Annotated in this window: 25 protein-coding genes and 1 riboswitch; of the genes, 17 read left to right on the top strand and 8 right to left on the bottom strand. The window is 68.5% G+C overall.

The genetic code is table 11. The features are described from left to right. Positions 1-85: 85 nt before the first annotated feature. Complete coding sequence (locus AC5RWD_RS06295; protein WP_494019185.1) at positions 86-421, top strand: YciI family protein; 336 nt, start codon at positions 86-88, stop codon at positions 419-421. Positions 422-574: 153 nt separating this feature from the next. Here the strand turns inward: AC5RWD_RS06295 and AC5RWD_RS06290 are convergent, their stop codons facing one another. After that, positions 575-1,066: a trypsin-like serine protease gene (locus AC5RWD_RS06290; protein ID WP_494019214.1), complete on the bottom strand. Its 492-nt coding sequence runs from the start codon at positions 1,064-1,066 to the stop codon at positions 575-577. Between the two features lie 170 nt (positions 1,067-1,236). Between AC5RWD_RS06290 and AC5RWD_RS06285 the strand changes: the two genes are divergently transcribed. Next, on the top strand, positions 1,237-2,385 hold the full coding sequence (locus AC5RWD_RS06285; RefSeq protein ID WP_494019184.1) for a metallophosphoesterase: 1,149 nt from the start codon (positions 1,237-1,239) through the stop codon (positions 2,383-2,385). Between the two features lie 48 nt (positions 2,386-2,433). Then, positions 2,434-3,303: a DUF4031 domain-containing protein gene (locus tag AC5RWD_RS06280; protein WP_494019183.1), complete on the top strand. Its 870-nt coding sequence runs from the start codon at positions 2,434-2,436 to the stop codon at positions 3,301-3,303. 36 nt (positions 3,304-3,339) lie between these two features. On the opposite strand, the gene AC5RWD_RS06275 is transcribed toward AC5RWD_RS06280, so the two are convergent. From AC5RWD_RS06275 to AC5RWD_RS06265, 3 genes are read right to left on the bottom strand one after another with little or no spacing between them, the layout of a single operon-like run. After that, the gene (locus tag AC5RWD_RS06275; protein ID WP_306926363.1) at positions 3,340-3,741 is read right to left on the bottom strand and encodes a YccF domain-containing protein; all 402 of its coding nucleotides are present in this window, start codon (positions 3,739-3,741) and stop codon (positions 3,340-3,342) included. A gap of 59 nt (positions 3,742-3,800) precedes the next feature. Beyond that, positions 3,801-5,003, bottom strand: a complete 1,203-nt coding sequence (locus AC5RWD_RS06270; protein ID WP_494019182.1) for an MFS transporter — start codon at positions 5,001-5,003, stop codon at positions 3,801-3,803. Between the two features lie 8 nt (positions 5,004-5,011). Then, complete coding sequence (locus AC5RWD_RS06265) at positions 5,012-5,608, bottom strand: phosphoribosylanthranilate isomerase (protein WP_494019181.1); 597 nt, start codon at positions 5,606-5,608, stop codon at positions 5,012-5,014. Positions 5,609-5,712: 104 nt separating this feature from the next. Between AC5RWD_RS06265 and AC5RWD_RS06260 the strand changes: the two genes are divergently transcribed. The 5 genes from AC5RWD_RS06260 to AC5RWD_RS06240 all read left to right on the top strand — a co-directional run bounded on the left by AC5RWD_RS06260 (position 5,713) and on the right by AC5RWD_RS06240 (position 8,481). After that, a complete protein-coding gene (locus tag AC5RWD_RS06260; RefSeq protein WP_494019180.1) occupies positions 5,713-6,363 on the top strand; it encodes a HutD/Ves family protein in 651 nt (216 codons plus the stop codon). A 43-nt stretch (positions 6,364-6,406) separates the two neighbouring features. Then, entirely contained in the window at positions 6,407-6,937 is a 531-nt protein-coding gene (locus AC5RWD_RS06255) for a ferritin (RefSeq protein WP_494019179.1), read from the top strand. A gap of 81 nt (positions 6,938-7,018) precedes the next feature. Then, positions 7,019-7,084: riboswitch (guanidine-III (ykkC-III) riboswitch) on the top strand. Positions 7,085-7,093: 9 nt separating this feature from the next. Continuing rightward, a complete protein-coding gene (locus AC5RWD_RS06250) occupies positions 7,094-7,417 on the top strand; it encodes a DMT family transporter (RefSeq protein WP_494019178.1) in 324 nt (107 codons plus the stop codon). After that, positions 7,417-7,821: a DMT family transporter gene (locus tag AC5RWD_RS06245; RefSeq protein WP_494019177.1), complete on the top strand. Its 405-nt coding sequence runs from the start codon at positions 7,417-7,419 to the stop codon at positions 7,819-7,821. The genes AC5RWD_RS06250 and AC5RWD_RS06245 overlap by 1 nt, the downstream gene beginning before the upstream one ends. Before the next feature lie 9 nt (positions 7,822-7,830). Then, positions 7,831-8,481, top strand: a complete 651-nt coding sequence (locus tag AC5RWD_RS06240) for an MBL fold metallo-hydrolase (protein ID WP_494019176.1) — start codon at positions 7,831-7,833, stop codon at positions 8,479-8,481. Positions 8,482-8,555: 74 nt separating this feature from the next. Here the strand turns inward: AC5RWD_RS06240 and AC5RWD_RS06235 are convergent, their stop codons facing one another. Further along, positions 8,556-10,427: a DEAD/DEAH box helicase gene (locus AC5RWD_RS06235; RefSeq protein ID WP_494019175.1), complete on the bottom strand. Its 1,872-nt coding sequence runs from the start codon at positions 10,425-10,427 to the stop codon at positions 8,556-8,558. A gap of 726 nt (positions 10,428-11,153) precedes the next feature. Between AC5RWD_RS06235 and cycA the strand changes: the two genes are divergently transcribed. The 6 genes from cycA to AC5RWD_RS06205 all read left to right on the top strand — a co-directional run bounded on the left by cycA (position 11,154) and on the right by AC5RWD_RS06205 (position 17,589). Continuing rightward, positions 11,154-12,644 carry a D-serine/D-alanine/glycine transporter gene (cycA, locus tag AC5RWD_RS06230; protein WP_494019174.1) on the top strand — a complete coding sequence of 497 codons (1,491 nt, stop codon included), beginning with the start codon at positions 11,154-11,156 and terminating at the stop codon, positions 12,642-12,644. Positions 12,645-12,891: 247 nt separating this feature from the next. After that, complete coding sequence (locus AC5RWD_RS06225) at positions 12,892-13,239, top strand: molybdopterin oxidoreductase (RefSeq protein ID WP_190604760.1); 348 nt, start codon at positions 12,892-12,894, stop codon at positions 13,237-13,239. Continuing rightward, entirely contained in the window at positions 13,239-15,752 is a 2,514-nt protein-coding gene (nirB, locus tag AC5RWD_RS06220) for a nitrite reductase large subunit NirB (protein WP_494019173.1), read from the top strand. Before AC5RWD_RS06225 ends, nirB begins: the two co-directional genes overlap by 1 nt. Continuing rightward, on the top strand, positions 15,749-16,105 hold the full coding sequence (locus AC5RWD_RS06215; protein ID WP_494019172.1) for a Rieske (2Fe-2S) protein: 357 nt from the start codon (positions 15,749-15,751) through the stop codon (positions 16,103-16,105). The genes nirB and AC5RWD_RS06215 overlap by 4 nt, the downstream gene beginning before the upstream one ends. Before the next feature lie 63 nt (positions 16,106-16,168). Further along, positions 16,169-16,900, top strand: coding sequence for an SAM-dependent methyltransferase (locus tag AC5RWD_RS06210; protein WP_494019171.1), 732 nt, complete (start codon positions 16,169-16,171; stop codon positions 16,898-16,900). 92 nt (positions 16,901-16,992) lie between these two features. After that, positions 16,993-17,589, top strand: a complete 597-nt coding sequence (locus tag AC5RWD_RS06205) for a dihydrofolate reductase family protein (RefSeq protein WP_494019170.1) — start codon at positions 16,993-16,995, stop codon at positions 17,587-17,589. Between the two features lie 73 nt (positions 17,590-17,662). Here the strand turns inward: AC5RWD_RS06205 and AC5RWD_RS06200 are convergent, their stop codons facing one another. Continuing rightward, a complete protein-coding gene (locus AC5RWD_RS06200; RefSeq protein WP_494019169.1) occupies positions 17,663-19,087 on the bottom strand; it encodes an MFS transporter in 1,425 nt (474 codons plus the stop codon). Positions 19,088-19,089: 2 nt separating this feature from the next. After that, a complete protein-coding gene (locus AC5RWD_RS06195) occupies positions 19,090-20,163 on the bottom strand; it encodes an Lrp/AsnC family transcriptional regulator (protein WP_494019168.1) in 1,074 nt (357 codons plus the stop codon). Positions 20,164-20,263: 100 nt separating this feature from the next. On the opposite strand from AC5RWD_RS06195, the gene AC5RWD_RS06190 reads away from it, so the two are divergent. After that, positions 20,264-21,517, top strand: coding sequence for a M20 metallopeptidase family protein (locus AC5RWD_RS06190; protein WP_494019167.1), 1,254 nt, complete (start codon positions 20,264-20,266; stop codon positions 21,515-21,517). 24 nt (positions 21,518-21,541) lie between these two features. Beyond that, a complete protein-coding gene (locus AC5RWD_RS06185; protein WP_494019166.1) occupies positions 21,542-22,831 on the top strand; it encodes an MFS transporter in 1,290 nt (429 codons plus the stop codon). On the opposite strand, the gene AC5RWD_RS06180 is transcribed toward AC5RWD_RS06185, so the two are convergent. Beyond that, positions 22,828-24,054 carry an MFS transporter gene (locus tag AC5RWD_RS06180; protein ID WP_494019213.1) on the bottom strand — a complete coding sequence of 409 codons (1,227 nt, stop codon included), beginning with the start codon at positions 24,052-24,054 and terminating at the stop codon, positions 22,828-22,830. The genes AC5RWD_RS06185 and AC5RWD_RS06180 overlap by 4 nt on opposite strands. A gap of 429 nt (positions 24,055-24,483) precedes the next feature. Between AC5RWD_RS06180 and AC5RWD_RS06175 the strand changes: the two genes are divergently transcribed. Next, positions 24,484-24,798: a hypothetical protein gene (locus AC5RWD_RS06175; protein ID WP_494019165.1), complete on the top strand. Its 315-nt coding sequence runs from the start codon at positions 24,484-24,486 to the stop codon at positions 24,796-24,798. Positions 24,799-24,809: the final 11 nt, after the last annotated feature.

Below are 24,809 nucleotides of genomic sequence, written 5' to 3'. Positions count from 1 at the left end.
TCCACGGATAGACAGACCGCAACCGACAGCGCCTGCCCCAGCAGTCCACAACCCGAAGACCACTGCTCCACAGACAGGACCGGCAATGAAGAAGTTTGTAGTTCTTTACAACGCACCGCAGTCGGCACAATCCCAGATGGCGGAGAGCTCCCCCGAGGCCGCACAGGAGGGCATGAAGGCATGGATGGAGTGGGCGTCCCGGGCCGGCAACGGCATCGTGGACATGGGCCAGCCCCTGGGTGCCGGCAAGGAGGTCAGCCAGTCGGGCACCTCGGACACGAACACAAGCGTCGGTGGATACGGCATCTTGCAGGCCGAGGACATGGACGGCGCTCTGGCCCTGCTCGAAGGGCATCCCCACCTCATGATGCCCGGTGCCAGCATCCAGGTGTACGAGACCTTGGACCTGCCCGGGATGTAACCCCTACGAGCCCCGAACCCCCGAGACGCTGGTGATCCAGGCGAGGCTGCGGACCACGGAGGCGTGGTCGTTGCAGTAGCCGGTGTAATTCGAGGGTTCCGGGTTGGCAGGATGTCCATGTGGACCGGACCCCCGCCAGTTTGCCGTTCATGATCAGCGGCCCGCGGCGTCGCCACTGAGCGGGTGGCCACTGTCCGACCGCGTCCGGACGGAGGGGCCGCCATGGTTGTCCACGCCCTGCCAGACCACCGAGACGCCCGCCGCCTTGAGGTAGTAGGACATGGCGCCGGATCCCTCGGACTGGTCGCCCCAGCCATACACCGTCGAGGGCGTTCCGGTGGCAGGAAAGGAACCGGACAGGCCAACGAAGGAACCGTAGTACGACGTGGCCAGCTTCAGCAGCAGGACGTCGCCGGCCGGCGCCGCGTAGCGTGCGGCCACTGAACGGACCGCACTTCCGGTTCCGAGGTAGCTGCTGCCCAGCCGGACCGACCCCAGGCTCGTGGAGTTGCAGTGCTTGGCCGTGATGACCCAGCTCACTGCGACTTGGCTGCCGGTGCACTCCACGTTGGCGCCTGCGGAGTCGAAGGAAATTTGCGCCACGAAGGGGGCGGCTGAAACGGTGGTGGTGCTGCCGCCCGCGATGTCCCTGCCAAAGGTGCCGTGTCATGTTTATGACCGAAATTGTCATAGCGGGGGATGCAGGGCCACATCTGGCCTGGCAGGGCTGCCGGCATTACCCTGAGGGCCTAGCAGTACTTACTGTTCTCCCGGCCTGCAGCGGCATCAGGCTCAGTTCCGTGATGCGAGGGATTATGACTGGACCGTCACAACAGCGGAGATGCTCCGGCGTGGTCCCGGCCGCCGTTCTTTCGCTGATGCTGCTGCTCAGCGCATGCCAGCCCGGCACGCCTCCGGCGCCGTCGGGTCCGCCGCCTGCGACCGGGAACGGACCGCCGGCGACTTCAGAGCCGCCCGGCCCCGTGGAGACCCCCTCGCCGGCTGCCCCTTCCTCGGCAACACAGTCAGCCCCGGCCACATCGCCGGCCGCCGTCCATTTCACGGCCCAGGGCGATATTGGGCTGAGTACGGGAGCACGTGAGGTTCTCGATACCGTGTCCGGCCTGCGTCCCGAGCTGAACCTGGCCCTCGGGGATTTCTCCTACGAGGCCGGCCGCGAGCAGGAGTTCTGCGACATGGTCGCCGGCAAGCTGGGCGGGGACTTTCCCTACCAGGTGGTCACGGGAAACCACGAGAGCGACGGCCACGACGGTGACATTGCCAACATCGTCAAATGCCTGCCCAACAAACTTCCGGGGCTCCAGGGCGAGTACGGAATCCAGTGGTACGCCGACTACCCGGAACGGGACCCGCTGGTGCGCTTCATCATGGTGTCCCCCGGCATCAAGTTCCACGACGGAAACACCCTGGACTACTCCAGGGGCAGTGAGCGCTGGCAGTGGACAGCTGCCGCGCTTGCCGGTGCGAGGTCCAAGAAGATCCCGTGGACCGTCGTCGGCATGCACACGCCGTGCCTCAGCGTGGGCAAGTACGACTGCCAGGCCGGCCGCGATTTCACCAACCTGCTCATCGACAAGAAGGCGGACCTGGTGCTGACGGGCCACGACCATAACTACCAGCGGAGCCATCAGCTGGGCCGCGGCCAGGATTGCCCGGCGCTGGTGCCGGACACGTTCGCCGGAGGCTGCCTCGCGGACGCTGACAATGCCATGGTTCAGGGCGCTGGAACGGTGTTCGCCACCGTGGGAACCGGTGGCGTGGGGCTCTACGACGTCAACATCCAGGATCCAGAATCCCCCTACTTTGCTGCTTCGTCCGGGAAGAACCGCGACGCCGCCCTCGGCACCCTGGACGTGACCGCCACCGCGGACCGACTCTCAGCACGGTTCGTACCGGCGGCCGGTTACACCTTCACGGACAGCTTCGGCATCGAACAGAAGTAGGCCAATGCGGGGCGGTGGTGCGGGCGGGCGCCGACTAGACTCTCCCCCATGGCCGTCTATCTCGATCCGCCGCTCTGGCCTGCCCACGAAACACTGTTCTCGCACCTGATTTCGGACACCTCCCTGGCGGAACTGCACGCCTTCGCCACCGCCGCGGGCATCCCGGAGCGGGCATTCGACGGCGACCACTACGACGTCCCGCAGCGCCGCTATGACGATCTGGTGGCCGCCGGCGCCATTCCGGTGGAGGCACGGGTCCTGGTCCGTAAACTGATCGCCAGCGGGCTCCGGATCCCGGCGCGCAGCCGGACGAAGTCCCTCAAAACGCCCCTGCTCACGCGGTGGAACATGGTGATGCCGGGCCATGATGCCCTGTTCCTGGATCTGCTGGACCGCTGGAGCGAGAGCCACCGCAGGTATCACGGCTGCACCCACCTGCTCGCCGTGCTGGAAGCCCTGGACCTGCTCACCGCACCCGCCCGGCCGCCGCGCACCGTGCTGCTGGCGGCCTGGTTCCACGACGCCGTCTACCGGGGCGTTGCCGGCCAGGACGAGGAGGAATCCGCCCGGCTCGCCGAGCTCAGGCTCGGCCAGGCTGGCCTGGCGGAGGCCGACGTGGCAGAAGTCGCGCGGCTGGTCCGGCTCACGTCGGACCACCGGCCGGCAGCGGGGGACGACGACGGCGCCCTCCTCTGCGACGCAGACCTGTCCGTTCTGGGCGGGGAGCCGGAGTCCTACGCCCGGTACGTTGCTGCCGTCCGGGAAGACTATGCGCACATTGGCGACGCCGATTTCGCGGCCGGAAGGGCCGCCGTCGTCCGCCAACTGCTGGCACTGGACCCGCTCTTCCATACCGAGCGGGCCCGAAAGCTGTGGCTTGACGCCGCCCGGCGGAACCTGCAGGGCGAACTGGCCTGACCGGGGCTTCGCCCGGACTGACAGGCCGGCGTGGGGTCAGCGGTAGGCGGTGATGAATGGCCTGTCCGTGGGCACGATCTGCTTGCCCAGCGGCATCAGGGACACCGGAATCAGCTTCAGGTTGGCGATGGCCAGCGGGATCCCGATGATGGTCAGGGCCATGGCGACGGCAGTGACCACATGCCCTATGGCGATCCAGATGCCGGCCACCAGCAGCCAGATCACGTTGCCGAGCAGCGAAAACACGCCATTTCCGCCCGGCTTATCCACCACCATCCGCCCGAAGGGCCACAGGGTGTAGGACGCGATCCGGAAGGAGGCGATGCCCCAGGGGATGGTCACGATGAGCAGGCAGCAGATGATCCCGGCGGCGAAGTAGCCGAGCGCCAGCCAGAAACCGCCGAAAACCAGCCAGATGATGTTCAGGAGTGTCTTCATCCGTCCATTCTGCCGGTAGGGAAGCTTCCCGTGCCCCGGGGTCTGCCCTGATTTAACCCTTAACCTTCAGCCTGCCGACCTTCACCCGTGGCAGCAACCGCCTTTGGACTGAGGTGCGGTATCCCGGCTGCCGCGACCAGCAGTGCGAGCAACCCTAGCCCGAGCGGAAGCGAGGCCGCGGTGGCGACGGCTCCCACCAGGAGCGGGCCGCCGGCGTCGCCGAGTTCGCGTCCCAGTTCGGCCGAGCCCATGGTCCGACCCATCCTGTCCTTCGGCGTGCTGTCCGCCAAATGCGCAAAACCCAGAGGGGTGGCCGCGCCGACACCGGCGCCAATGACCGCCGCGGCGATAAAAATAGTGACCGGTCCCGGCGCTGCGGCCACGAGGGCAACCCCGGCGGCGGTGAGCAGCAGGCCGGTGCGCATGCCGCCGGCGTCGCCGATCCGGTGCATGTCGCGCATCGCTCCAACCCGCGGCTGGACCAGCAGTGAGGCCACGGCCAGCACGCTGACGGCGGCGGTGCCCGCCAGCGGGTCCAGGCCGTGCTGCACGGCAAGGGCCGGGAGGAAACCGATAGCCGCCCCCATGGCCCCCATCGATGCTGCCAGCACCAGGGTGGGCACCAGGAACCTGCGCTCAGCCACCTGCCGCGCCAGGTCCAGCACGGTGTACCGCTGGCGCGGGAGCGGCGGCAGGTGCGGCACGGCCAGAAGGACCCACACGGCAGTGGCCGCGGCAAGGGCGGACAGCGCCCCGAACAGCAGCGCAAAGCCGCCGGCGGCAATCAGCCCGGCGCCGAGCAGCGGGCCGATCACATATCCAAGGCTCTTCCAGGACCCGTACCTGCCGAAGAAGGTGCCTGCGTTCTTCCCCGCCGACAGCCGGGCCACCATCGCGGAGGACGCCGGGGAGAACGCCGACGCGGCGGCCCCCTGGCCCAGGCGGGCAAGGCCCAGCAGCAGCGGGTCGGCGGCCCACAGGCCGATCAGGGACAGGGCCGCGAAGCCGGTGAGTCCGCCGACGATGACCGGTTTGGCGCCGATCCGGTCACTCAACGCACCGAAGACGGGCTTGAGGAACACCTCGGAGATGTCGTAGACGGCCAGCAGGATTCCCAGGTTCAGCAGGGTCAGGCCGATGTTGCCGCTCTGCGCACCCATGCCGGCGGCAATGCTGTGGGCTCCGAACGCGGTCACGAAGCCGGCAGCGTAGAGGGGAGCCGCGGGTGTCCTGGCGCCGCCGACTGTTACCGGCGGAGTCACGGGGGCGGTCAGCCTTTGGCTGCTGCCACGAACGCCCTGATCTTGGCCAGGTCCTTTACGCCCCTGCTTTGTTCGACGCCGGAGGAGACGTCCACGCCCCATGCTCCGGCGTCGCGGGCGGCCTGGGACACGTTGGCGGGGTCGAGGCCGCCGGCCAGGAGCCATTGCCGTCCCTCCAGGCCTTTGGCGCGCACGGAACCGTAGTCCCAGGCCTCGCCGGAACCGGGAACCGCGGCGTCGATGAGCAGCAGTTCCTCTCCCCAGTCGGCGAATGCGTCCGGCTTGTCACCCATGGTGACGGCGCGGATGACCTTCATGCCGGCGTCGTGCGCTGTTTTCACGTCGCCCGGTGTGCGCTCGCCGTGGAGCTGGATCCAGCTCAGCCCGGCGGCGCGGGCAATCGCCACCGCGTCGGCGGCCGGTTCGGCACGGAAGACGCCGACGGCGGCCACGCCGTCAGGCACGGCCTTCACGAGCTGGGTGACCTGCGCGGGTGAAACCACGCGGGGGCTGGCCGTCAGGACAAAGCCGACGGCGTCCGCTCCGGCTTCCACGGCCTCCCGGACTGATTCAGGCGTGCTCAGGCCGCAGATTTTGACGAACATTCACCGGCTCCTCGTTGTTGAAAGCGTCGCCCACCACTGCAGCGATCCGTCGCCGACTTTACGCGGGAGGGAGTGTCCGGGCAACGCGCGGATAGGCTGGGCTGATGCAGATCATCCGGTTCTCCGACCTCAAACCCCAGCCCTGGCGCAACGGCGGCGGGGTCACCCGTGAACTGGCCAGCCATCGTGGCGGCGCTTCCGCCGGGGCCGCTTCTTCCGGCGACGGGACTTCCGGCGACGGGGCGTGGGACTGGCGGGTCAGCATTGCCGACGTCACCAGTGCCGGGGAGCACTCCGCCTTTCCGGGTATGGAGCGGGTGCTGACCGTCGTCGAGGGCGAACTGCTGTTGCTGGCCGTGGACGGGGCCGAGCACCCGCTCGAAAAGTACCGGCCTTTCCGCTTTCCTGGCGGCGCGGCCTCCTCCTCTGCCCTGCCCACCGGGGATATCCGCAACCTCAACGTCATCGCCCGGGAAGGCGCCTTCAAGGCGTACACCTCCATCGTGGAGCTGTCCAAGAAGCGGGCCCATCCAGTGTTCGAGGGCCAGCTGGGCATCCTGCTGCAGGGCCAGGCCACGGTCAGCCCAGGGAAAGCCGGCAGTTCGGCTGGCGCCGGGTCCGGCAGCGGCGGCCAGGACAGCGCGCCCGTGGAACTCGGCCGCTACGACGCGGTGGTGGGCTCGGACAGCCAGACGCCGGAAATCCTGGGCCGCGGTTTCCTGGCCGTGGTGTCCCTTGATCCGGTGACGGACTAGACAGCTCTGGTCCCGGCCGGTGCCGGAACCTAGACTCGGTGCCATGACCAAGTCAAAATTCAGTGATCTCCTGCTGCTCCAGATCGGCAACGAATTCGCGGCCTCGCAGCAGTACATTGCCGTGGCGGTCTGGTTCACCAACCAGGACCTGCCGCAGTTGGCCAGGTACTTCTACCGGCAGTCGGTGGAGGAACGCAACCACGCCATGATGATGGTCCAGTACATGGTGGACCGCGGCGTCGCCGTCCCCATCCCTGGGGTGCCCGCCGTCCGCAACGACTTTGCTTCGGTAACGGACCCGCTCAGGCTCGCACTCCAGCAGGAGAAAGAAGTCACCCGCAGCATCGAAAGCCTGTTCCGCGCGGCACGGGCCGAGGATGACGCGCTCGGCGAGCAGTTCATGCTCTGGTTCCTCAAGGAACAGGTGGAGGAGGTCGCCTCGATGACCACGCTTCTGAACATCGCCGAGCGGGCGGACAACTCCTTCGACATCGAGAACTTCGTTGCCCGTGAAACCATCGGCGACGGCGGCCGTGACGCCGCGGCACCGGAAGCGGCCGGCGGCAGGCTCTGACCGGGAAACCTAACCACGCCTAGGGTGGTGAGATTTGCCACCAACGGTGGCCGCCGCCGTCGGGCGTTGCTAGGGTAAATGCCAAGGTCCCCTTCCCGGACCTCCGGACGACGGTTCAGTACCCGGTGCGCGACAAGACTGGCCAAAGGATCTGTCATGTCGTGGTTCATCCTCATTCTTTCCGGCGCCCTCGAGGCGGTGTGGGCGGCAGCGCTGCACCGGGCGTCCCAGTCTTCGGGACGGCGCCGGGTTGCCGCCGGGGCCCTCTTCCTCGTCGCGGTCGTGGCCAGCACCGCAGGCCTCGGCATCGCGATGCAGTCCATTCCCACCGGCACCGCCTACGCGGTGTGGGTGGGCGTGGGCGTGGTGCTGACGTCCGCCTACGCAATCGTGGCCAAAGTTGAACGGCCGACGGCGGCGCGGCTGCTGCTGCTCGCCGGTATCGCCGCGTGCGTGGTTGGCCTGAAGGCGGTGGCGTAATGCTCGCGAAGCCAGCCACAGCCTGGATTATCCTGCTCGCCTCCGCCGTCCTGGAAGCCGTCTGGGCCACGGCACTGGGCCTGTCCGAGGGCCTGACCCGGCCGCTGCCCACCGTTGTCTTCGTTGCGACGGCCGCCCTCAGCATGCAGGGCCTGGGCATGGCGGTGAAACAGATCCCTCTCGGCACCGCCTACGCGGTTTGGGTGGGGATCGGCGCGGCCCTGACGGTCGGCTGGGCCATGGCCACCGGCGTCGAGCCCTTCAGTCTCCTCAAGGTGCTGTTCATCGCGGGCATTGTGGGATGCGCGGCCGGGCTCAAGATGCTGCCGGCGGCCCCTTCCCGTCGGCGCGGTACCGATGCCGCTCCCGAGCCGGCTGAATCCCATGACGGGGCTCATCCCTAGACTGGGCTGATGGACACGCTCATTCATTCACTTCGGGACATCACCATCCGCCGGATCTCGGTCAGCGAGATGGACAACAACGTGTATCTGTTGACGGCCAGGGAGTCCGGGGCGCAGCTGCTGATTGACGCCGCGGATGACCTGCCCGCCATCCAGGGCCTGCTCGCGGACGCCGCGGCGGACACGTCCAGCGAGGCGAAGCTGGCACTCATCGCCACAACGCACCAGCACTGGGACCACGTGCGGGCCCTGCCGGGCCTCGTCGCAGCCACCGGTGCGACGACCGCAGCCGGCACGGACGACGCCCCGGAACTGCCCGTGCCGGTGGACGTGCTGCTGGACCACGGCGACGTCGGGAACTTCGACGGGTTCGACGTCACCGCCGTCCACCTGCGCGGCCACACCCCCGGTTCGGTGGCGCTGGTCTACCAGGATCCGGAGGGACCCGCCCACATCTTCTCCGGTGACTCGCTGTTCCCCGGCGGCGTGGGCAACACCCAGAAGGACCCGGAACGGTTCAACCAGCTGCTCGCGGACGTCACCGAGCGGATCTTCGGCGTCTACCCGGACGACACCGTGGTGCACCCGGGCCACGGCAAGCCCACCACGCTCGGCGCGGAACGCCCGCACCTTGAGGAGTGGCGCGCCCGCGGCTGGTGAACCCGGGTATTAAAAAGCCGGTGGTTGAGCTTGCCGAAACCCGGGTTTCGGCAAGCCCAACCACCGGTCAGGTTCTAGCGGCCGCGGCGCTCGTTCGACGCCGGGGCCGACGCGCGGCGCGGGGACTTCCGGGCCGGACGGCCGTCACCGGAGCGGCCGCTGCCGCCCGCGGAGGAACCGCCCGAGTACGAGCCGCCGGACGTGCCGCCGCTGGTGGAGGACCAGACCGGGGCGCTGCCGCCGGCCTTGCTGCCGGCTGCTGCCCGCTGGCCCGTGGCGGGACGCCCGGTCCGCTGGCCGCCGCTGCTCGGGCGGCCGGTGCCGCCACGGGGGGATTCGCTGCGCGTAAAGCGGGAATCGCCCCGGCCCTCTGCCGCGCGCCCATCCGAACCGCGGCCGGCCGAGGAGCGGCCACCAGCGGCAGGGACGTCGTTGCGGTGCGTGCTGGCGGCGGTGCCGCGGCCGCGGGCGTTGCGGCGGGCCGCAGCTGCCGCGGTGGCGCGGTCCTCGTTCTGCTCAGCCACGCGCTCTACAGCGTCGCGGGCAGCGGCGCGGCCCTCGTAGGCTGCGGCACGGCGTTCGGCGCGGGGGAGGTCCGTGCGGGGAGCCTCGGCGGCAACCCGTCCGCGGCCTCCGCGGCCGCCCCGGCCACCGGCCGTGGGTGATGCCTGGCGGCGTGCGCGCTTGCGCTCGGCGTTGGCACCGGTGGACTTGCCGCCACCCTGCTGCGCAGCCTTCGCTGCGAGCAGTGCCGCACGGGTGCGGGGATCGATCTTGTCGGCCATTTCGCCCACCAGCCCGGCCACGATCGGCGAGCCGGCCGTGACGCGCTCGAAGGTGACCTCGACGCCGGCAGCCTTCATGAGCTTCCGGACGTCCGTCTGCTGCTCGGGCAGGGTCAGCGTGACCACGGTACCGTCGGAGCCGGCGCGGGCGGTACGGCCGGAGCGGTGCAGGTAAGCCTTGTGTTCGGTGGGCGGGTCCACGTGGATGACCAGCTCGACGTCGTCGACGTGGACACCGCGGGCGGCGACGTCGGTAGCCACCAGGACGCGGACGTCCCCGGAGGAGAACTCGGCGAGGTTGCGGTCACGGGCGTTCTGCGACAGGTTGCCGTGCAGGTCGACGGCGGGGATCCCGGCGTCGGTCAGGGTCTTGGCCAGCTTACGGGCGTGGTGCTTGGTCCGCATGAACAGCACGCGACGGCCGGCGCCGGAGGCCAGCTCGACGATCAGCTGCTTCTTGACGGTCTGGTCGTTGACCACCAGCACGTGGTGCTCCATGGTGGTCACCGCGGCCTGCGGATCGTCCACGGAGTGGGTCAGCGGGTTGGACAGGTAGCGCTGGACGATCTTGTCCACGCCGTTGTCCAGCGTGGCGGAGAACAGCAGGCGCTGGCCCTGGCTCGGGGTCATGTCCATGAGCTTCTTGACCACGGGCAGGAAGCCGAGGTCGGCCATGTGGTCGGCCTCGTCGAGCACCGTCACCTCGACGGCTTCGAGGGTCAGGATGCGCTGGCGGATCAGGTCCTCCAGCCGGCCCGGGCAGGCGATGACGATGTCGACGCCGGCGCGCAGCGCCTTTTCCTGGCGCGCCTGGGAGATGCCGCCGTAGATCACGGTGGTGTTCAGGCCCATGGCCTTGGCCAGCGGCTCGATCGTCGCGTTGATCTGGGTGGCCAGTTCACGGGTGGGTGCCAGGACCAGACCCAGGGGGCGGCCCGGCTTGCGGAAGTAGGCGGCTTCGCGCTCGGCGAGGCGGGCAACCAGCGGGACGGCGAAGGCGATGGTCTTACCGGAGCCGGTGCGGCCACGGCCCAGGACGTCGCGGCCGGCCAGGGTGTCCGGCAGGGTTTTGACCTGAATGGGGAACGGCTCAGTGATTCCCTGGGCGGTCAGCGTGTCGGCGAGTGCCTTGGGCGTGCCGAGGGCAGCAAAAGTAGTCATATGCGTTTATCAGGGTCTTTCAGGCGGTATCCAGCGGATATCGGCCCCCTACGCCGGTTGGCCCAGGGGGTCGCCGAAGAAAAGTCAGGTGATCAACCGGGCTGCTGCCATGTTCAAACAGCGGCCGCCGGGACCAATAGCGTTCATCGACGCAGGATGTGCCTCTCACATGAAAAAAGCCCACCAAAAGCGGGCATCACTGCACATCAAGTTCCACCAGTCTAGCATCACGCCCCGCGGGCCCTTTCCGGCGCCGCTTCCTGGCCCTTTCCGACCCCTTCCGGCTTCGGCTCTGGCCCTTTCGGGTTCCGTGGCGGCTTCGGTTCGGGGGGCCGACCGCGCTGTTCACCCCTTCCCACCGCCGCCCGGTATTGCGTGACGCAGCTCACGGACAACAATGGACGACTTTTGAGGCTGTCATGCTGGACATATGTCGAAGACTATTGCGGGGTTTCGGGCCCACTGCGAATTTCCCGCTGACGGGCGCGATTCCCGGCTGGACTGCGGGAATGCGCTTCTCCTGCCGCGCCGATCCGCCCGGGCCGCAGGCCTCCCGCCTGCCCGCCGCCATGCGGTGCGGGCGGCAGGCGCGCACTTGCCGCGCTCCGCCGCTCATAGTCTTAACACCATCCCAATTGTTAGTTCCGTCACATCTCCGGCGGACCGACGCGGCCGGCACGGCAACCTCCCGCACGTGCCGGCACCTGTGACAAGGAAGAAGACTTGATGTCTGAACGCACCACCAGCATTTCCGTTCAACCCTCCACAGAACGTGATGAACCCGGCCAGAGCAGGGAACCGCACCTCGCCCGCGGACTTGGCAACCGCCACATCCAGCTTTTGGCTATCGGCGGCGCCATCGGCACCGGCCTGTTCATGGGCTCCGGCAAGACCATCTCCCTTGCCGGCCCGTCCGTCATCTTCGTGTACATGATCATCGGCTTCATGCTGTTCTTTGTGATGCGGGCCATGGGCGAGATCCTGCTCTCCAACCTGAACTACAAGTCCTTCAGCGACTTCGCCGGCGACATCCTGGGCCCCTGGGCAGGCTTCTTCACCGGCTGGTCGTACTGGTTCTTCTGGGTGGTGACGGGCGTGGCCGATATCGTGGCCATCGCCGGCTACGTGGACAAGCTCGCTCCGGGCACGCCCCTCTGGATCCCTGCACTGATCACCCCCGTGGTACTCATTCTGCTGAACCTCCCCACAGTCAAGGCCTTCGGCGAAGCGGAATTCTGGTTCGCCATCATCAAGGTGGTGGCTATCCTCGCCCTGATCGCCACCGGTGTGGTCATGATCGCCACCAACTTCACCTCGCCGAGCGGCGCGGTGGCCAACCTGGCGAACATGTGGAACGACGGCGGCATGTTCCCGCACGGCATGTTCGGCTTCATCCTCGGTTTCCAGATCGCCATCTTCGCCTTCGCCGGCATCGAACTCGTGGGCACTGCGGCCGCGGAAACCAAGGATCCGGAAAAGAACCTTCCCCGGGCCATCAACTCGATCCCGATCCGCGTCCTGCTCTTCTACGTGGGCGCCCTGGTGGTCATCATGGCCGTCAACCCGTGGCGCAGCATCGACTCCGCCAGCAGCCCGTTCATCGGCATGTTCACCCTCGCCGGCCTGGGGATTGCCGCCGTCGTGATCAACCTGGTGGTCCTGACCTCGGCCGCCTCCAGCGCCAACTCGGGCATCTACTCCACCTCGCGCATGGTCTATGGCCTCGCCCAGGATGGCAATGCTCCCAAGGCTTTCGGCAAGCTGAGCTCCCGCAAGGTTCCGCAGAACGCACTGCTGTTTTCCTGCATCTTCCTGCTGGCCGGCCTGGTCCTGCTGTACGCGGGCGACTCCGTGATCGGCGCCTTCACCATCGTCACCTCCGTGGCATCGGTGCTGACCATGTTCGTCTGGTCGATGATCCTCATCAGCTACATCGTGTTCCGCCGCCGCCGGCCGGAACTCCACGAGGCGTCCGCCTTCAAGATGCCGGGTTCTGCCTTCATGCCCTACGTAGTCCTGGCGTTCTTCGTGTTCATGCTGGTGGCGCTTGCCCAGGCCGAGGACACCCGCCTCGCGCTGGTAGTGGCACCCGTGTGGTTCCTGCTGCTGGGCGCCGCCTGGTACTTCAACCGCCAGACGCCGCTGCAGCAGGCCCGTCTCGCGGAATGGAAGGCGGAGGGCGCCAGCATCCCCGCCGCCGGCACCGCCAAGGGCTAGATCCTTCCGCCCCAACAGGGCAGCATCCTCAAGAACCGCGCTGCGGCCACCCCGGTGGTCCGCAGCGCGGTTCTTGCTTTCCTTCTCCTGCTTTCCTCCGCAGGGTGCCCGCCCGGAAGACGGTGAGGAAGGTGTTATGCGGAAATTACACGGGCCGCCGGGCGCTGTAACACGTGCGGCGAAGGATGGAGTCATACCGGGCTGATGCCAGTGCCCGCAGTGTTCCTCCGCCGAAAGGATCTGAACCGTGATCTTGAAGAACATCTTCCTTCAGGGCATCTTCCCGTTCGACGGTGCCGGGCTCGAAAAAGCCGTGCCCATCCACAGCCAGCTCTCGCACTTCGTCCCGGACGGCGTCATCAACCAGACCCTGTATTTCCGCGGCGGCAACTCGTCCGGGGAACTGATCACGGTGGTGCTGATGCGCGATGGCGTGCCCATGCGGTACTTCCCGATTGCGGCCAGGGGTGACGTCCACGTGCCGCTGCGCGTCGTGGAGGACATCGACGGCGGCTCGCTGATCGAGCTGAGGCTGCTGGCGGACACAGGGGTCAGCGGATCGGTCGTGGTCGACATGGGCATGGTGGAGCACTGATGACCGCCCTTGCCAGCCGCTCCGGGCGGAGCACGCCGGGTGATGCCCGGCGCCGGCTCGTGGTGATCGGCAACGGGATGGCCGGTGCCCGCGCCGTCGAGGAAATCCTGGCCCGCGGCGGGGCTGTACAGCACCGGATCACCATGTTCGGCGACGAGCCCTACGGCAACTACAACCGCATCATGCTCAGCCATGTCCTGTCCGGCGAGGAGGACGCCGGCGGCATTTTCCTGAATTCGCTGGACTGGTACCGCGAGAACGACATCACGCTGCACGCGGGCGTCCGGGTCGAGAAAATCGACCGCTTCGCCAAGCTGGTCTTTTCCGACGACAGCCGGGCCACCCCGTACGACGTCCTGATCATCGCCACCGGCAGCCGCTCGTTCATGCCCGCCGTCGAAGGCCTCTATACGCCAGGCGGGCGGCTGCTGCCAGGAGTGTTCGCCTTCCGCACCATCGACGACACCCGGGGCATGGTCTCCTATGCCCAGCAGGACCACCACCGGCGCGCCGTCGTAATCGGGGGCGGACTGCTGGGGCTGGAAGCCGCCCGGGGCCTGCAAAGCCACGGCATCGGCGTCGACGTCGTCCATTCCGGCGGGCACCTGATGAACGCACAAATGGGGCCCGACGGCGGCGCTGTCCTGCGCCGGAGCGTCGAGGCGCTCGGGATCCGGGTCCATACGAGCAGCCGGACGACTGCCATCCTGGGCGGCGACAAGGTGCGCGGCGTCCAGCTGCGGGACGCGCCGGACATCGCTTGCGACATGGTGGTGGTAGCCGCCGGAATCCGCCCCAATGTGGAGGTGGCCGTGACCAGCGGCCTGCCGGTGGAGCGGGCCATCGTGGTGGACGACCACATGCGCGTTCCGGACGAGGACGAGATCTACGCCGTCGGTGAATGCGTCCAGCACCGCGGCGAGGTCTATGGGCTGGTGGCGCCGCTGTGGGAGCAGGCCGCAGTGCTGGCCGACCACGTCACCGGAGCCAACCCGAAGGCCGCCTACCTGGGCTCCCGCACAGCCACGAAACTCAAGGTGGCCGGCGTCGACGTCGCTTCCATGGGGCTCCAGGCGCCGGAACGGGACACTGACGAGCACGTGGTGTTTTCCGAGCCCAGCAGGGGCGTGTTCAAGTCCGTCGTGATCCGCGACAGCAAGATCGTGGGCGCAACGCTGCTCGGGGACAGCCGGAAGGTGGCCTACCTGACGCAGGCGTTCGACCGCGGGCTGCCGCTGCCTGAGGAACGGGTCTCGCTGCTGTTCGATCTCGGCGGACCCGGCGAGGAAGCCGGTGTGGCCGAACTCGACGGCGATGCCCAGGTCTGCAACTGCAACGGCGTCAGCAAACAGGCCATCACTGACACAGTCAAGGGCGGCTGCACCACACTGTCCGGCGTCATGGACGCCACCCGGGCCGGCAAGGGCTGCGGCTCCTGCAAGCTGCTGGTCCGTCAGGTGGTGGAATGGGCCGCCGACGGTGCTGTGGAGGAGGACCCCGCGGCGGCGTACTACGTTCCCGGTGTGCCGTTGGAGAAGGCCGCACTGATGGCGGCGATCCGGGAGCAGGGCCTGCGGTCCGTGTCTGCCGTATTCGCGGCGCTGGCGCCGGGCGGCGCAGAGGACGCGAAATCCAAGATGGGCCTGGCGTCCCTGCTGAAGATGATGTGGGCCGGTAAGTACATCGACGAGCGCGACGCGCGGTTCGTCAACGACCGCGTCCACGCCAACATCCAGCGCGACGGCACCTTCTCGGTGGTACCGCAGATGAAGGGCGGGGTGACCTCCCCGGACCAGCTCCGCCGGATCGCCGACGTTGCGGACAAATACAACATCCCCATGGTGAAGCTGACGGGCGGGCAGCGGATCGACCTGCTCGGCGTTCCGAAGGAGGACCTGCCGAAGGTCTGGGCGGACCTGGACATGCCGTCCGGCTACGCGTACGGAAAGAGCTTCCGGACCGTCAAGACCTGCGTGGGGCAGGAGTTCTGCCGCTTCGGCACGGGTGATTCGACGAAGCTGGGCATCGAGATTGAGTCGCGGTTCCAGGGCATCGAGTCGCCGGCCAAACTGAAGCTCGCGGTGTCAGGCTGTCCGCGGAACTGCGCTGAATCGCTGGTCAAGGACGTGGGCGTGGTAGCGGTCGACGGCGGACGCTGGGAGATCTACGTCGGCGGCGCTGCGGGCGCCCACATCCGCAAGGGCGACCTGCTGGCCACCGTAGACGATCCCGAGACCGTGACGCTGCTGGCCGGGCGGTTCATGCAGTACTACCGCGAACGCGCCAACTGGCTTGAACGCACGTATGCCTTCGTGCCGCGCGTGGGGATCGAACACCTCCGTGCGGTCATCGTGGACGACACCGATGGCCTGGCGGCGCAGCTGGACGCCGCCATACAGGAGTCGGTGGACGCCTACGTGGACCCGTGGAATGAAGGCAGCAGCCCCTTCACCCCCGGCCAGTTCCGCACTTCGCTCCCGCTCGAGGTGCTACCCCAGGTGCCGCTCCGATGAGCGCCGGAGTGCCCGGCGCGGGGCTGTCCGCCGGATTGCCCGGCGGCGGGCAGCACGTCCTCGGTCCCATGGACCAGATCCCCGTGGGCGAGGGGCGGGCGTACGGCGTGGGCGGTGAACAGATCGCGGTGTTCCGCCTCCGGGACGGGTCCCTCCGCGCGGTGTCCGCCGTCTGCCCGCACAAGGGCGGCCCTATCGCCGACGGCACCATCGACCGCTCCGTGGTGGTCTGCCCGCTGCACCAGCATGCGTTTGAGCTGGAGACCGGCTGCTCGACCACCGGCACCGGTCACCTGCGCAGCTATCCGGTGTTCGCGGACGAATCGCAAAACGTGGTTGTCCTGCTTCCCTGACGGGTCCTGGCTTTCCCTGACGTGTCCTAGTTGGACCCCGGATTCTGTGGCAGGGTATGTCCCATGGACCACGAGGGGAACGACGCCGCCGCGCGCCACTGGGACGAGATGTACCGGAGCCGGCCGCGGGTGTGGAGCGGCCGGCCCAACCCGCAGCTGGTGGCCGAAGCGGCCGGGCTGGAGCCCGGGACTGCCCTGGACCTGGGCTGCGGAGAGGGCGCCGATGCCCTGTGGCTCGCCGAGCAGGGCTGGAAGGTGACAGCGGTAGACGTCTCCGCCGTCGCGCTGGAACGGGCCAAACAGCATACCGCGGCCTCAGCAGCCGGGAAACGCATCACGTGGCTGCAGCGCGACCTTGACGCGTGGGCGCCGGAGGAGCAGTTCGATCTCGTGTCCGCCCAGTTCCTGCACTCCACCGAGGCCCCGTGGCAGCGGCCGCACCGGGTGGCCGCGGATGCGGTGCGCCCGGGCGGGACGCTGCTGATTGTCGGCCACCACCCCGACGGCCTGCCGCCCTGGCGAAGCATCTCGGAGGACAGCCAGCCGGACGAGAGCCAAGACGAGGACGGCCACGCCGGGGGGCGCAGCCATTCGCACGGGGGCGAGGGCCATGCGGCATCGGAGATGTTCTTCACGGCGGAGCAGGCCGCGGCCGAGCTCGGCATCGCCCCGCCGGGGTGGCGTGTGGATGTTGCAGCCAGCCGGGAACGGGAGGCCACTGGTCCGGACGGGCAGTCGGCCGTGCTCGCCGACGCCGTCCTGCGGGCCACGCGTCTGCAGCCACCACCCACCTAGACAGGAGTTCTTGTCCAGATATCGCGACTTCAGGGGCCCCCAACCCGCGACATCTGGACAAAAACTCCACACCCATCAAGAGGAGCGCATGGATGGCCAGGTTGGTCGCCGAGATGACGATGTCCCTGGACGGCTTCATCGCCCTCCCCGACGACTCCGTCAACGGCCTGTTCGACTGGTACAACAACGGCCCCGTGGAGGTCTCCACGGCCAGGCCGGACATGACCTGGCATGTGACCGAAGCCAGCGCCATGCACCTGCGGCGCACCATGTCCACGGCCGGTGCAATGCTGGTGGGCCGCCGCATCTTCGACCTGACGGACGGCTGGGGCGGCCAGCACCCCATCGACTGCCCCATCGTGGTCCTCAGCCATTCGGTCCCGGACGGCTGGCCCCGCGACGGCATCCCGTACACGTTTGTCACCACCGGCTTCGCGGACGCGGTGAGGGCCGCCACCGCGCTGGCCGGGGACAAGGACGTGGCCCTGGCCGGTCCGGACATCATCCGGCAGGCGATCGACGCCGGACTGGTGGAGGAGATCCGGGTGAACCTGGCGCCGTGGATCCTCGGCCACGGCATCCGGTTCTTCGACAACCTTGCCGCGGCCCCGGTGAAGCTGGAGCAGACAGCCGTGATCCAGGGCGACGCCGTGACCCACCTCTACTACAAGGTCCTCCCCCGCATCTGACTTCCGTTGGAGTTTTGTCCACGTATCGCGACTTCGAGGCGGGCTAAGTCGCGATACGTGGACAAAAACTCCACTAGCGGGCGACGCGGGGCGCTATGGCGACCGCGGCTGCGGCGATCACCGCGGTCAGCACGAAGACGCCGGCGAAGGAGGCCGCCGTCGTCGTAAACGCCGTGAACACGATCCCCGTGGCGGCGAGCGAGAGGGCACCCCCGAGCGAGTCGGAAATGGACATCGCCGAGCTGTTGAAACCCTCCGTGTCCGGCGTGGAAAGTGCCAGCGTCATCACGCTCAGCCGCGGATACATGAGTCCCATGCCGCCGCCGGCAAGGACCCAGCCGGCAATTGCGACGGCGGCCGGCCAGCCAAGCGCGGTGGTCATCAGGGCCAGGGCGATCGCCAGCAGCACCATCACCGAGCCGATCCGCACGGCGACCGGGCTGCCCAGCCTCCCGCCCAGACGGCTCTGGACGCCCGACGCCGCCGCCCAGGCAAGGGCTCCGCCGGTCAGCGTGAGGCCGGCGAAGGTGGGCGAGAAGGCGTAGCGCTCCACGAGCAAGTACGGGAGGTAGACCTCTGCACCGAAGAAACCGGCCGCAACCAGTCCGCGGATGAGGATCACGCTGGGCAGGCCCCGCCGGGCCGTGAGGGTTCCGCGCGGCACCAGCGGCCTGACGGCCAGCAGCGCAATTACGACGGCGGCCCCCGCCAGGAGCGGCCCGGCCACCGGAATCCCGGCGGACAGGTTCAGGCCCAGTACCGCCAGCGCGGCCAGGGCCGCCCAGGCCAGCCGTCCCGGCGCCCAGGGCACCGGGGCAGCCGCCGGCTCTGACGCGCTTCCGCCGCCGGAACCGTTGCCGCCTGAACCGTTCCCGTTGGTGTTGCCGTTGGCGTTGCCGGACCTGACGCCGCGCAGGGCAGGCAACAGCATCGCCAGGGCCGGCAGCACCAGCACGACGACGCCGAGGAACACCCAGTGCCAGCTCGCCAACTGGGCCACGAGGCCGGCGGCGAACGGCCCCACGAGCGACGGGATCACCCACGCGGCGGAGAAGGCGGCGAAGATCTTGGGGTGCAGGACGGCCGGATAGACCCGCGCCACCACCACGTACAGGGCCACCGTCATGGCCCCGCCGCCCAGCCCCTGCACCAGCCGGCCGGCCACCACCGCCCACATGGTGCCGGCCGTGCCCGCCACCAGCAGGCCCAGTGCGAAGACCGCCACCGAGGCGAGCAGCGGGCCGACGGGCCCGCGCCTGTCGGACCAGTTTCCGGCGCCCACCATGCCGATCACGCCGGTGGCCAGCGGCCCCGCGAAGGCGAGCGCGTACAGGCCGGCCCCGCCGAGTTCCCGGCTCACCACGGGCATGACGGTGGTGACCGCGAGGGACTCGAACGCGGCCAGGAACACCAGGGCGCAGGCGCCCACCGTCACCAGCAGGTAGGGCCGCTGGAGGATCCCGGCGCCGGGCGGAGCGGACACGGCTGATTCGCGCACGGTCAGCCCACCAGCTCAGGGGCGCCGGTGGTCACGGCCACAACGTCACCGCTGGCCGTCGAATCGGGGTTGAGCATCCAGCCCACGCGCTTGACGGTCCGCAGCATGACGACGCTCTCCACCAGCTCGATGCCCGGGATGCGCTGCTGAAGGGCCAGCTCGGCGGTCATGACGTCGGCGAGCGACTGCAGCCACATGATGATGACGAAGTTGGTGCGCCCGGTGGTGGAGGCGCTCAACCGCACATTCCGGAAGCCGCGGAGCTCCTCGGCCGCCGCTTCATGCTGGCCGGGCGGGACGTTGGCGAACCAGTGGCAGGTCACCGGGAAGCCCGAATACCTCTGCGCAATCTCGCAGCGGAAGGAGAGGACGCCGCTGGCGAGCACCCGGTTCAGCTGGCGCTGCACGGTGGCCGGATGCCGGTCCAGCGCCCTGGCGATTTCCGCCGCGGTGGCCCGGCCGTCCTTCGACAGGAACGGCAGGATCGCGAGGTGGCTGGCGGGCAGCGGCTCCCCCACCGCCGCGGAGGGCGCCGACCCCGCAGCCTCGGGTCCGGCGAGGGCCCGGAGCGCCTGGAGCTGGCTGCGGTTGAGGACGTTGATGCGCCAGGCGTAGGCGCCGGTGTGCAGCCGCGTGGCAAGGGAGGTCTGGTACTTGACCAGCCCTTCAATGGCGTGCAGCTTCGACGCCACAGCGGTGAAGTGCTGCAGCGAACCGGTGATGACCGTCAGCATCAGGTCCCGGTTGCTCGCCGCCTCCTCCACGGTGACGATCTCGGGCACAGCAGCGAGTGCCTGGGTGACCTCCGCCCGCCGGTGCAGCTCGCATTCGACGTCGACGAACGCCAGGCACATCTTCTGCGGATCCCCCATCGGGTGCGCGGTGACCCATGCGGCGCCGGCGGCGGTGAGGCGCTCCCACCGCGCTGCCAGTGTGGTGGCGTGCACGCCCAGGACCTCTGCGGCGTCGGCCCAGCTCAGCCGCGGCGCGATCTGCAGGGCGTTGATCAGCGCGAGATCCTCCTCCGTGACGTCCAGCGACTTTCCTTTCCCAGCGGTCCTGCATGAATCCTGCATAGTGGCGCTTGGTTTTGCATTTTTCCAGCACTTCAGCCAGATGTGAAGCAGGCCACTCCAGAATAGACCCACAGCACCGGACCACCAACGAGGAGAACACGTGCCGATTGCCGCAGACGCCCGCCAGATGCAGGAAGACCTTGCCCGGTTCCGCCACGACCTGCACCGGGAACCTGAAATCGGACTGCAGCTGCCGCGGACCCAGGAAAAGGTACTTACGGCGCTGGAGGGCCTCCCGTACGAAATCACCCTGGGCAAGGAGACGACGTCGGTCACCGCGGTCCTGCGGGGCGGCGGTTCCGGCGTCGCTGCAGGCACCGCACCCGCCGTCCTGCTCCGGGCGGACATGGACGGGCTTCCCGTCCAGGAGAAGACCGGCGTCGACTACACCTCCACCATCGACGGCGCGATGCACGCGTGCGGCCATGACCTCCACACCTCCATGCTCACGGGCGCGGCCACCCTCCTCGCCGAGCGCCGGCACCGGCTGGCGGGCGACGTCGTCCTGATGTTCCAGCCCGGCGAGGAAGGTTGCGACGGCGCCAGCTACATGATCCGCGAAGGCGTCCTGGACGCGCCCGGCAGGCGCGTGGACGCGGCCTACGGCATGCACGTGTTCTCCTCCCTCGAGCCGCACGGAACGTTCTGCACCAAGCCCGGCGTGATGCTCAGCGCCTCCGACGGCCTGGTTGTCACCGTGCTCGGCGCCGGCGGCCACGGCTCCGCCCCGCATTCGGCCAAGGATCCCGTGACGGCTGCAGCCGAGATGGTCACGGCCCTGCAGGTGATGGTCACCCGCCAGTTCAACATGTTCGATCCCGTGGTCCTCTCCGTCGGGGTGCTCCACGCAGGCACCAAGCGCAACGTCATCCCGGAAACGGCCCGCATCGAAGCCACCATCCGCACGTTCTCCGAGCAGAACCGGCAGCGGATGATGGATGCCGTGCCGCGGCTGCTCAAGGGCATCGCAGCGGCGCACGGCCTCGACGTCGATGTGGACTACCAGCAGGAATACCCGCTCACCATCACCGACCAGGACGAGACGCACACAGCGGAAAAGGTCATCACCGAACTGTTCGGCGACTCGCGGCTCTCCCGGTGGGCCACGCCGCTCAGCGGCTCCGAGGACTTCTCCCGGGTCCTGGCCGAGGTGCCCGGCACCTTTGTCGGGCTGAGCGCCGTCCCCCAGGACGCGGACCACGCCACCTCCCCGTTCAACCACTCGCCGTACGCAACGTTCGACGACGGCGTGCTGGCGGACGGTGCCGCGCTCTACGCGGAACTCGCCATCAGCCGCCTGGATGCCCTGGCCGCCGCCGGCACCCGGGTCCCCGCTTCCGTCCCGGCTCTCTAGCCCGCCCACTCCAGGGAGACAACCATGACCGCCATCATCAACGCCCAGCACCAGAACAGCACCTCGACCCGCAAAACCATCGTAGGCACCGGTATCGGAAACGCCGTTGAATGGTACGACTGGGCCATCTACGCCACCTTCACCCCGTTCATCGCCAGCCAGCTGTTCAGCAAGTCCGACCCCGCCTCAGCCGTGCTGTCCACGCTGGCGATCTTCGCCGTCGGCTTCGTGGCCCGTCCTTTCGGCGGTTTCCTGTTTGGCTGGATCGGTGACCGGGTGGGCCGCAAGGCGTCCATGACGCTCGCCGTCGGCCTGGCGTCCCTGGGCAGCCTCATGATCGGCATCGCCCCCACGTTCGCCAGCGTCGGAGCCTTCGCTTCCCTGATGCTGCTGGTGGCCCGGCTGGTCCAGGGCCTGGCACACGGCGGCGAACTGCCGTCGTCGCAGACTTATCTCTCTGAAATGGCGCCCCGGGAACACCGCGGCTTCTGGGCCACGCTGATCTACACCTCCGGGACGGTCGGGATCCTGTTTGGAACCCTGCTGGGCGCGGTGCTCAACATGGCGCTCACCACCGAGGTCATGAACGCCTGGGGCTGGCGCATCCCGTTCCTCATCGGAGCCGCGATGGGCCTGTACGCGCTGATCATGCGGTCCCGGCTGCACGAAACGGACGTCTTCGAGGGCGAGACCGCAACGGAGAAACGCGCCCCGCTCTGGCCGCAGATCGTCCGGTACCGGAAGCAGGCCCTGCAGGTGATCGGCCTGACCGTGGGCCTGACCGTCATCTACTACATCTGGGGCGTCGTCGCTCCCAGCTACGCGACCACCGCCCTGAAGATCGACCGCGGTGAGGCCCTCTGGGCCGGCGTCATCGGGAACATCGTCTTCATTGCCGCGCTTCCGGTCTGGGGCAAGCTGTCCGACCGGATCGGACGCAAGAAGGTGCTGTGGGCCGGTGCGATCGGCTCCGCCGTGATGCACTTCCCGATGACGTGGCTGCTGAAGGATTCCGCCTGGCAGCTGGCCGTGGGCATGTCCGTGATGCTCATCTTCATCGCCGCGAGCGCCGCCATCGTTCCGGCCGTCTACGCCGAGTTGTTCCCCACAAGCATCCGCACCGTGGGCGTGGGCGTGCCGTACTCCATCTGCGTGGCAGTGTTCGGCGGGACGGCCCCGTACCTGCAGCAGTGGCTGGGCACCACCGTCCACATGCCGGATCTGTTCAACGTCTACGCGGTGGTGCTGCTGGCCGTCAGCGTGGCGTTCATCTTCACCATCCCCGAGACCAAGGGCAAGGACCTGGCGCACTAGCCCCCGATAAACCTGTCGCGTCCCGCCCGGTAGCCGAACACCGCCGCCAGCGTTCCCACCACCAGGAACAGGACCCCCGCCGCAGCAAACGATCCGGTGCCCTGGTGCAGCTGACCCACCAGCAGCGTGCCGGTGGAGCCGAGCCCGTAGCCCACCCCCTGCATCATGCCGGAGAGGTGGGCTGCGGTGTGCCCGTCGCGGGTGCGGAGCATGATCATTGTCAGGGCGACGGCGGTGAGGCTTCCCTGGCCCAGCCCCAGCAGGCCCGTCCAGACCCAGACCAGCTCGAGCGGGCCGAAGATGCTCAGGGCAAAGCCGCCGCCGGTCATGAGGGCCACCACGGTGTTGATCGCCCTCTGGTCGCGGAACCGGGCGGCAAGTGCTGGCGCGAACAGCGAGCCGAGCATCTGCAGCACAATGGACGCCGACACGATCAGCCCGGCCGTTCCGCCATCCACGCCGCGTTCGCGCAGGATCGGCGCGAGCCAGGCGAAGACGCTGAAGGACATCATCGCCTGCAGCACCATGAAGATCGTGACCTGCCAGGCCACCGCCGAGCGCCACACATTCACGCCCTCCCGCACGGCTGAGTGCTGCCCGTGCCGCTGCCGTACCGCCACCGGCAGGAAGAGCAAAAGCACGACGGCGGCCGGTGCCGCCCAGAACCACAGCGCCGAAGTCCACTGTCCGGTAGCGCTGAAAACGGGGTAGGTGAATCCGGCACCCAGGGCGGCCGAGGCGCAGATGGCGGTGGTGTACAGGCCGCCCATCAGGCCGAGTCGGTGCGGGAAGTCCCGCTTCACCAGCCCGGGCAACAGCACGTTGCACAGCGCAATGGCGGCCCCGCAGGCTGCCGTTCCGGCGAACAGCGCCGGAAGATGCCCGGCGCCCGGGACCTCGGCGGGCCGCAGGAGCAGGCCGGCTGTCAGCACCGCCATCGCCCCGAGCAGGACCCGTTCCGTACCGAACCTGCGGGCCAGCACCGGTGCCAGCGGCGCAAACACGCCGAGCAGGGTCACCGGCACCGTGGTCAGCACCACCACCGCCCAGCCGGGCAGGCCGGCGTCGGACGCCACCTCGGGGAGTACCGCGGAAAAACTCGAGAACACCGTCCGCAGGTTCAGCCCGATCAGCACCAGGCACAGTCCCAGGTAGGCCAGGGCCCGGCGTCCGATCACCCGGGTGGGTTCAGCGGCGGGAACGTCGTCCGCCTCTGCGTCGATGAGCGTGTCCGCGGTGCCGGCGGCCTTGCGTTGCGGCGGAGTGCCGTCGTGTTGGCGTGAGTTCTGGGCGTCGATCACCCGCCCATTGTTGCAGGACCACAGTGCGTGCCGGGGCCTAGGCCACCGGCGGCACGTTGCCTACTGGACTTATCCACATACAGGCGCAGTACGGTATCCCCCGCCGCACGCGGGCCAATAGTCTGGCTGGCACGTAGCCGGCCAGGGAGCCGGCCGGCCGAATCCATGAGGAGAACCATGAGCTTTCCGCAGGCCCCGGAGTCCAGCGATCCGCCACCACCGCACGGCCCCGCAGGCCCCGAGGTGGGAGGGCAACGAGCGGGTCCGGGTCCTTGGGCACAGGGTCCTTTGGGGTCTGGTCCGGGCACGCCGGGCCGTGGCTACCAGAGCCCTTCCGGGTACGGCCTTGCGGTGGCCAGCCTGGTGTGTGGCGTGCTGATCCTGCCCAGCGCCTTCGTCACCGCGTATTTCGCTATTCTGGCCATGCTGTTCACCCGGCCTGACACAGGCAGCAATGGGATGGAGTGGGTGGCGAACGTCGTCTTCTACAGCCTGCCTGCGCTGCTTGCAATACTGTCCCTGACCTTCGGGATCCTTGCCGTCAGACGGTCAACCCAAGGCGCCAGTGTACGGCGCACAGGTGTCGCCGGCCTGATCGTGGCAGCCGCGGCAACCGCCCTAATTGTCCTCCCCTTGTTCATAGGCGAATTTGATGCCTTCTCGTGACCCGCCAGCCT

This window comes from Arthrobacter sp. CMU6 (assembly GCF_059090205.1).
Note: the sequence above shows the minus strand (reverse complement) of the source record. Positions and strands in the feature narration are given on the sequence as shown.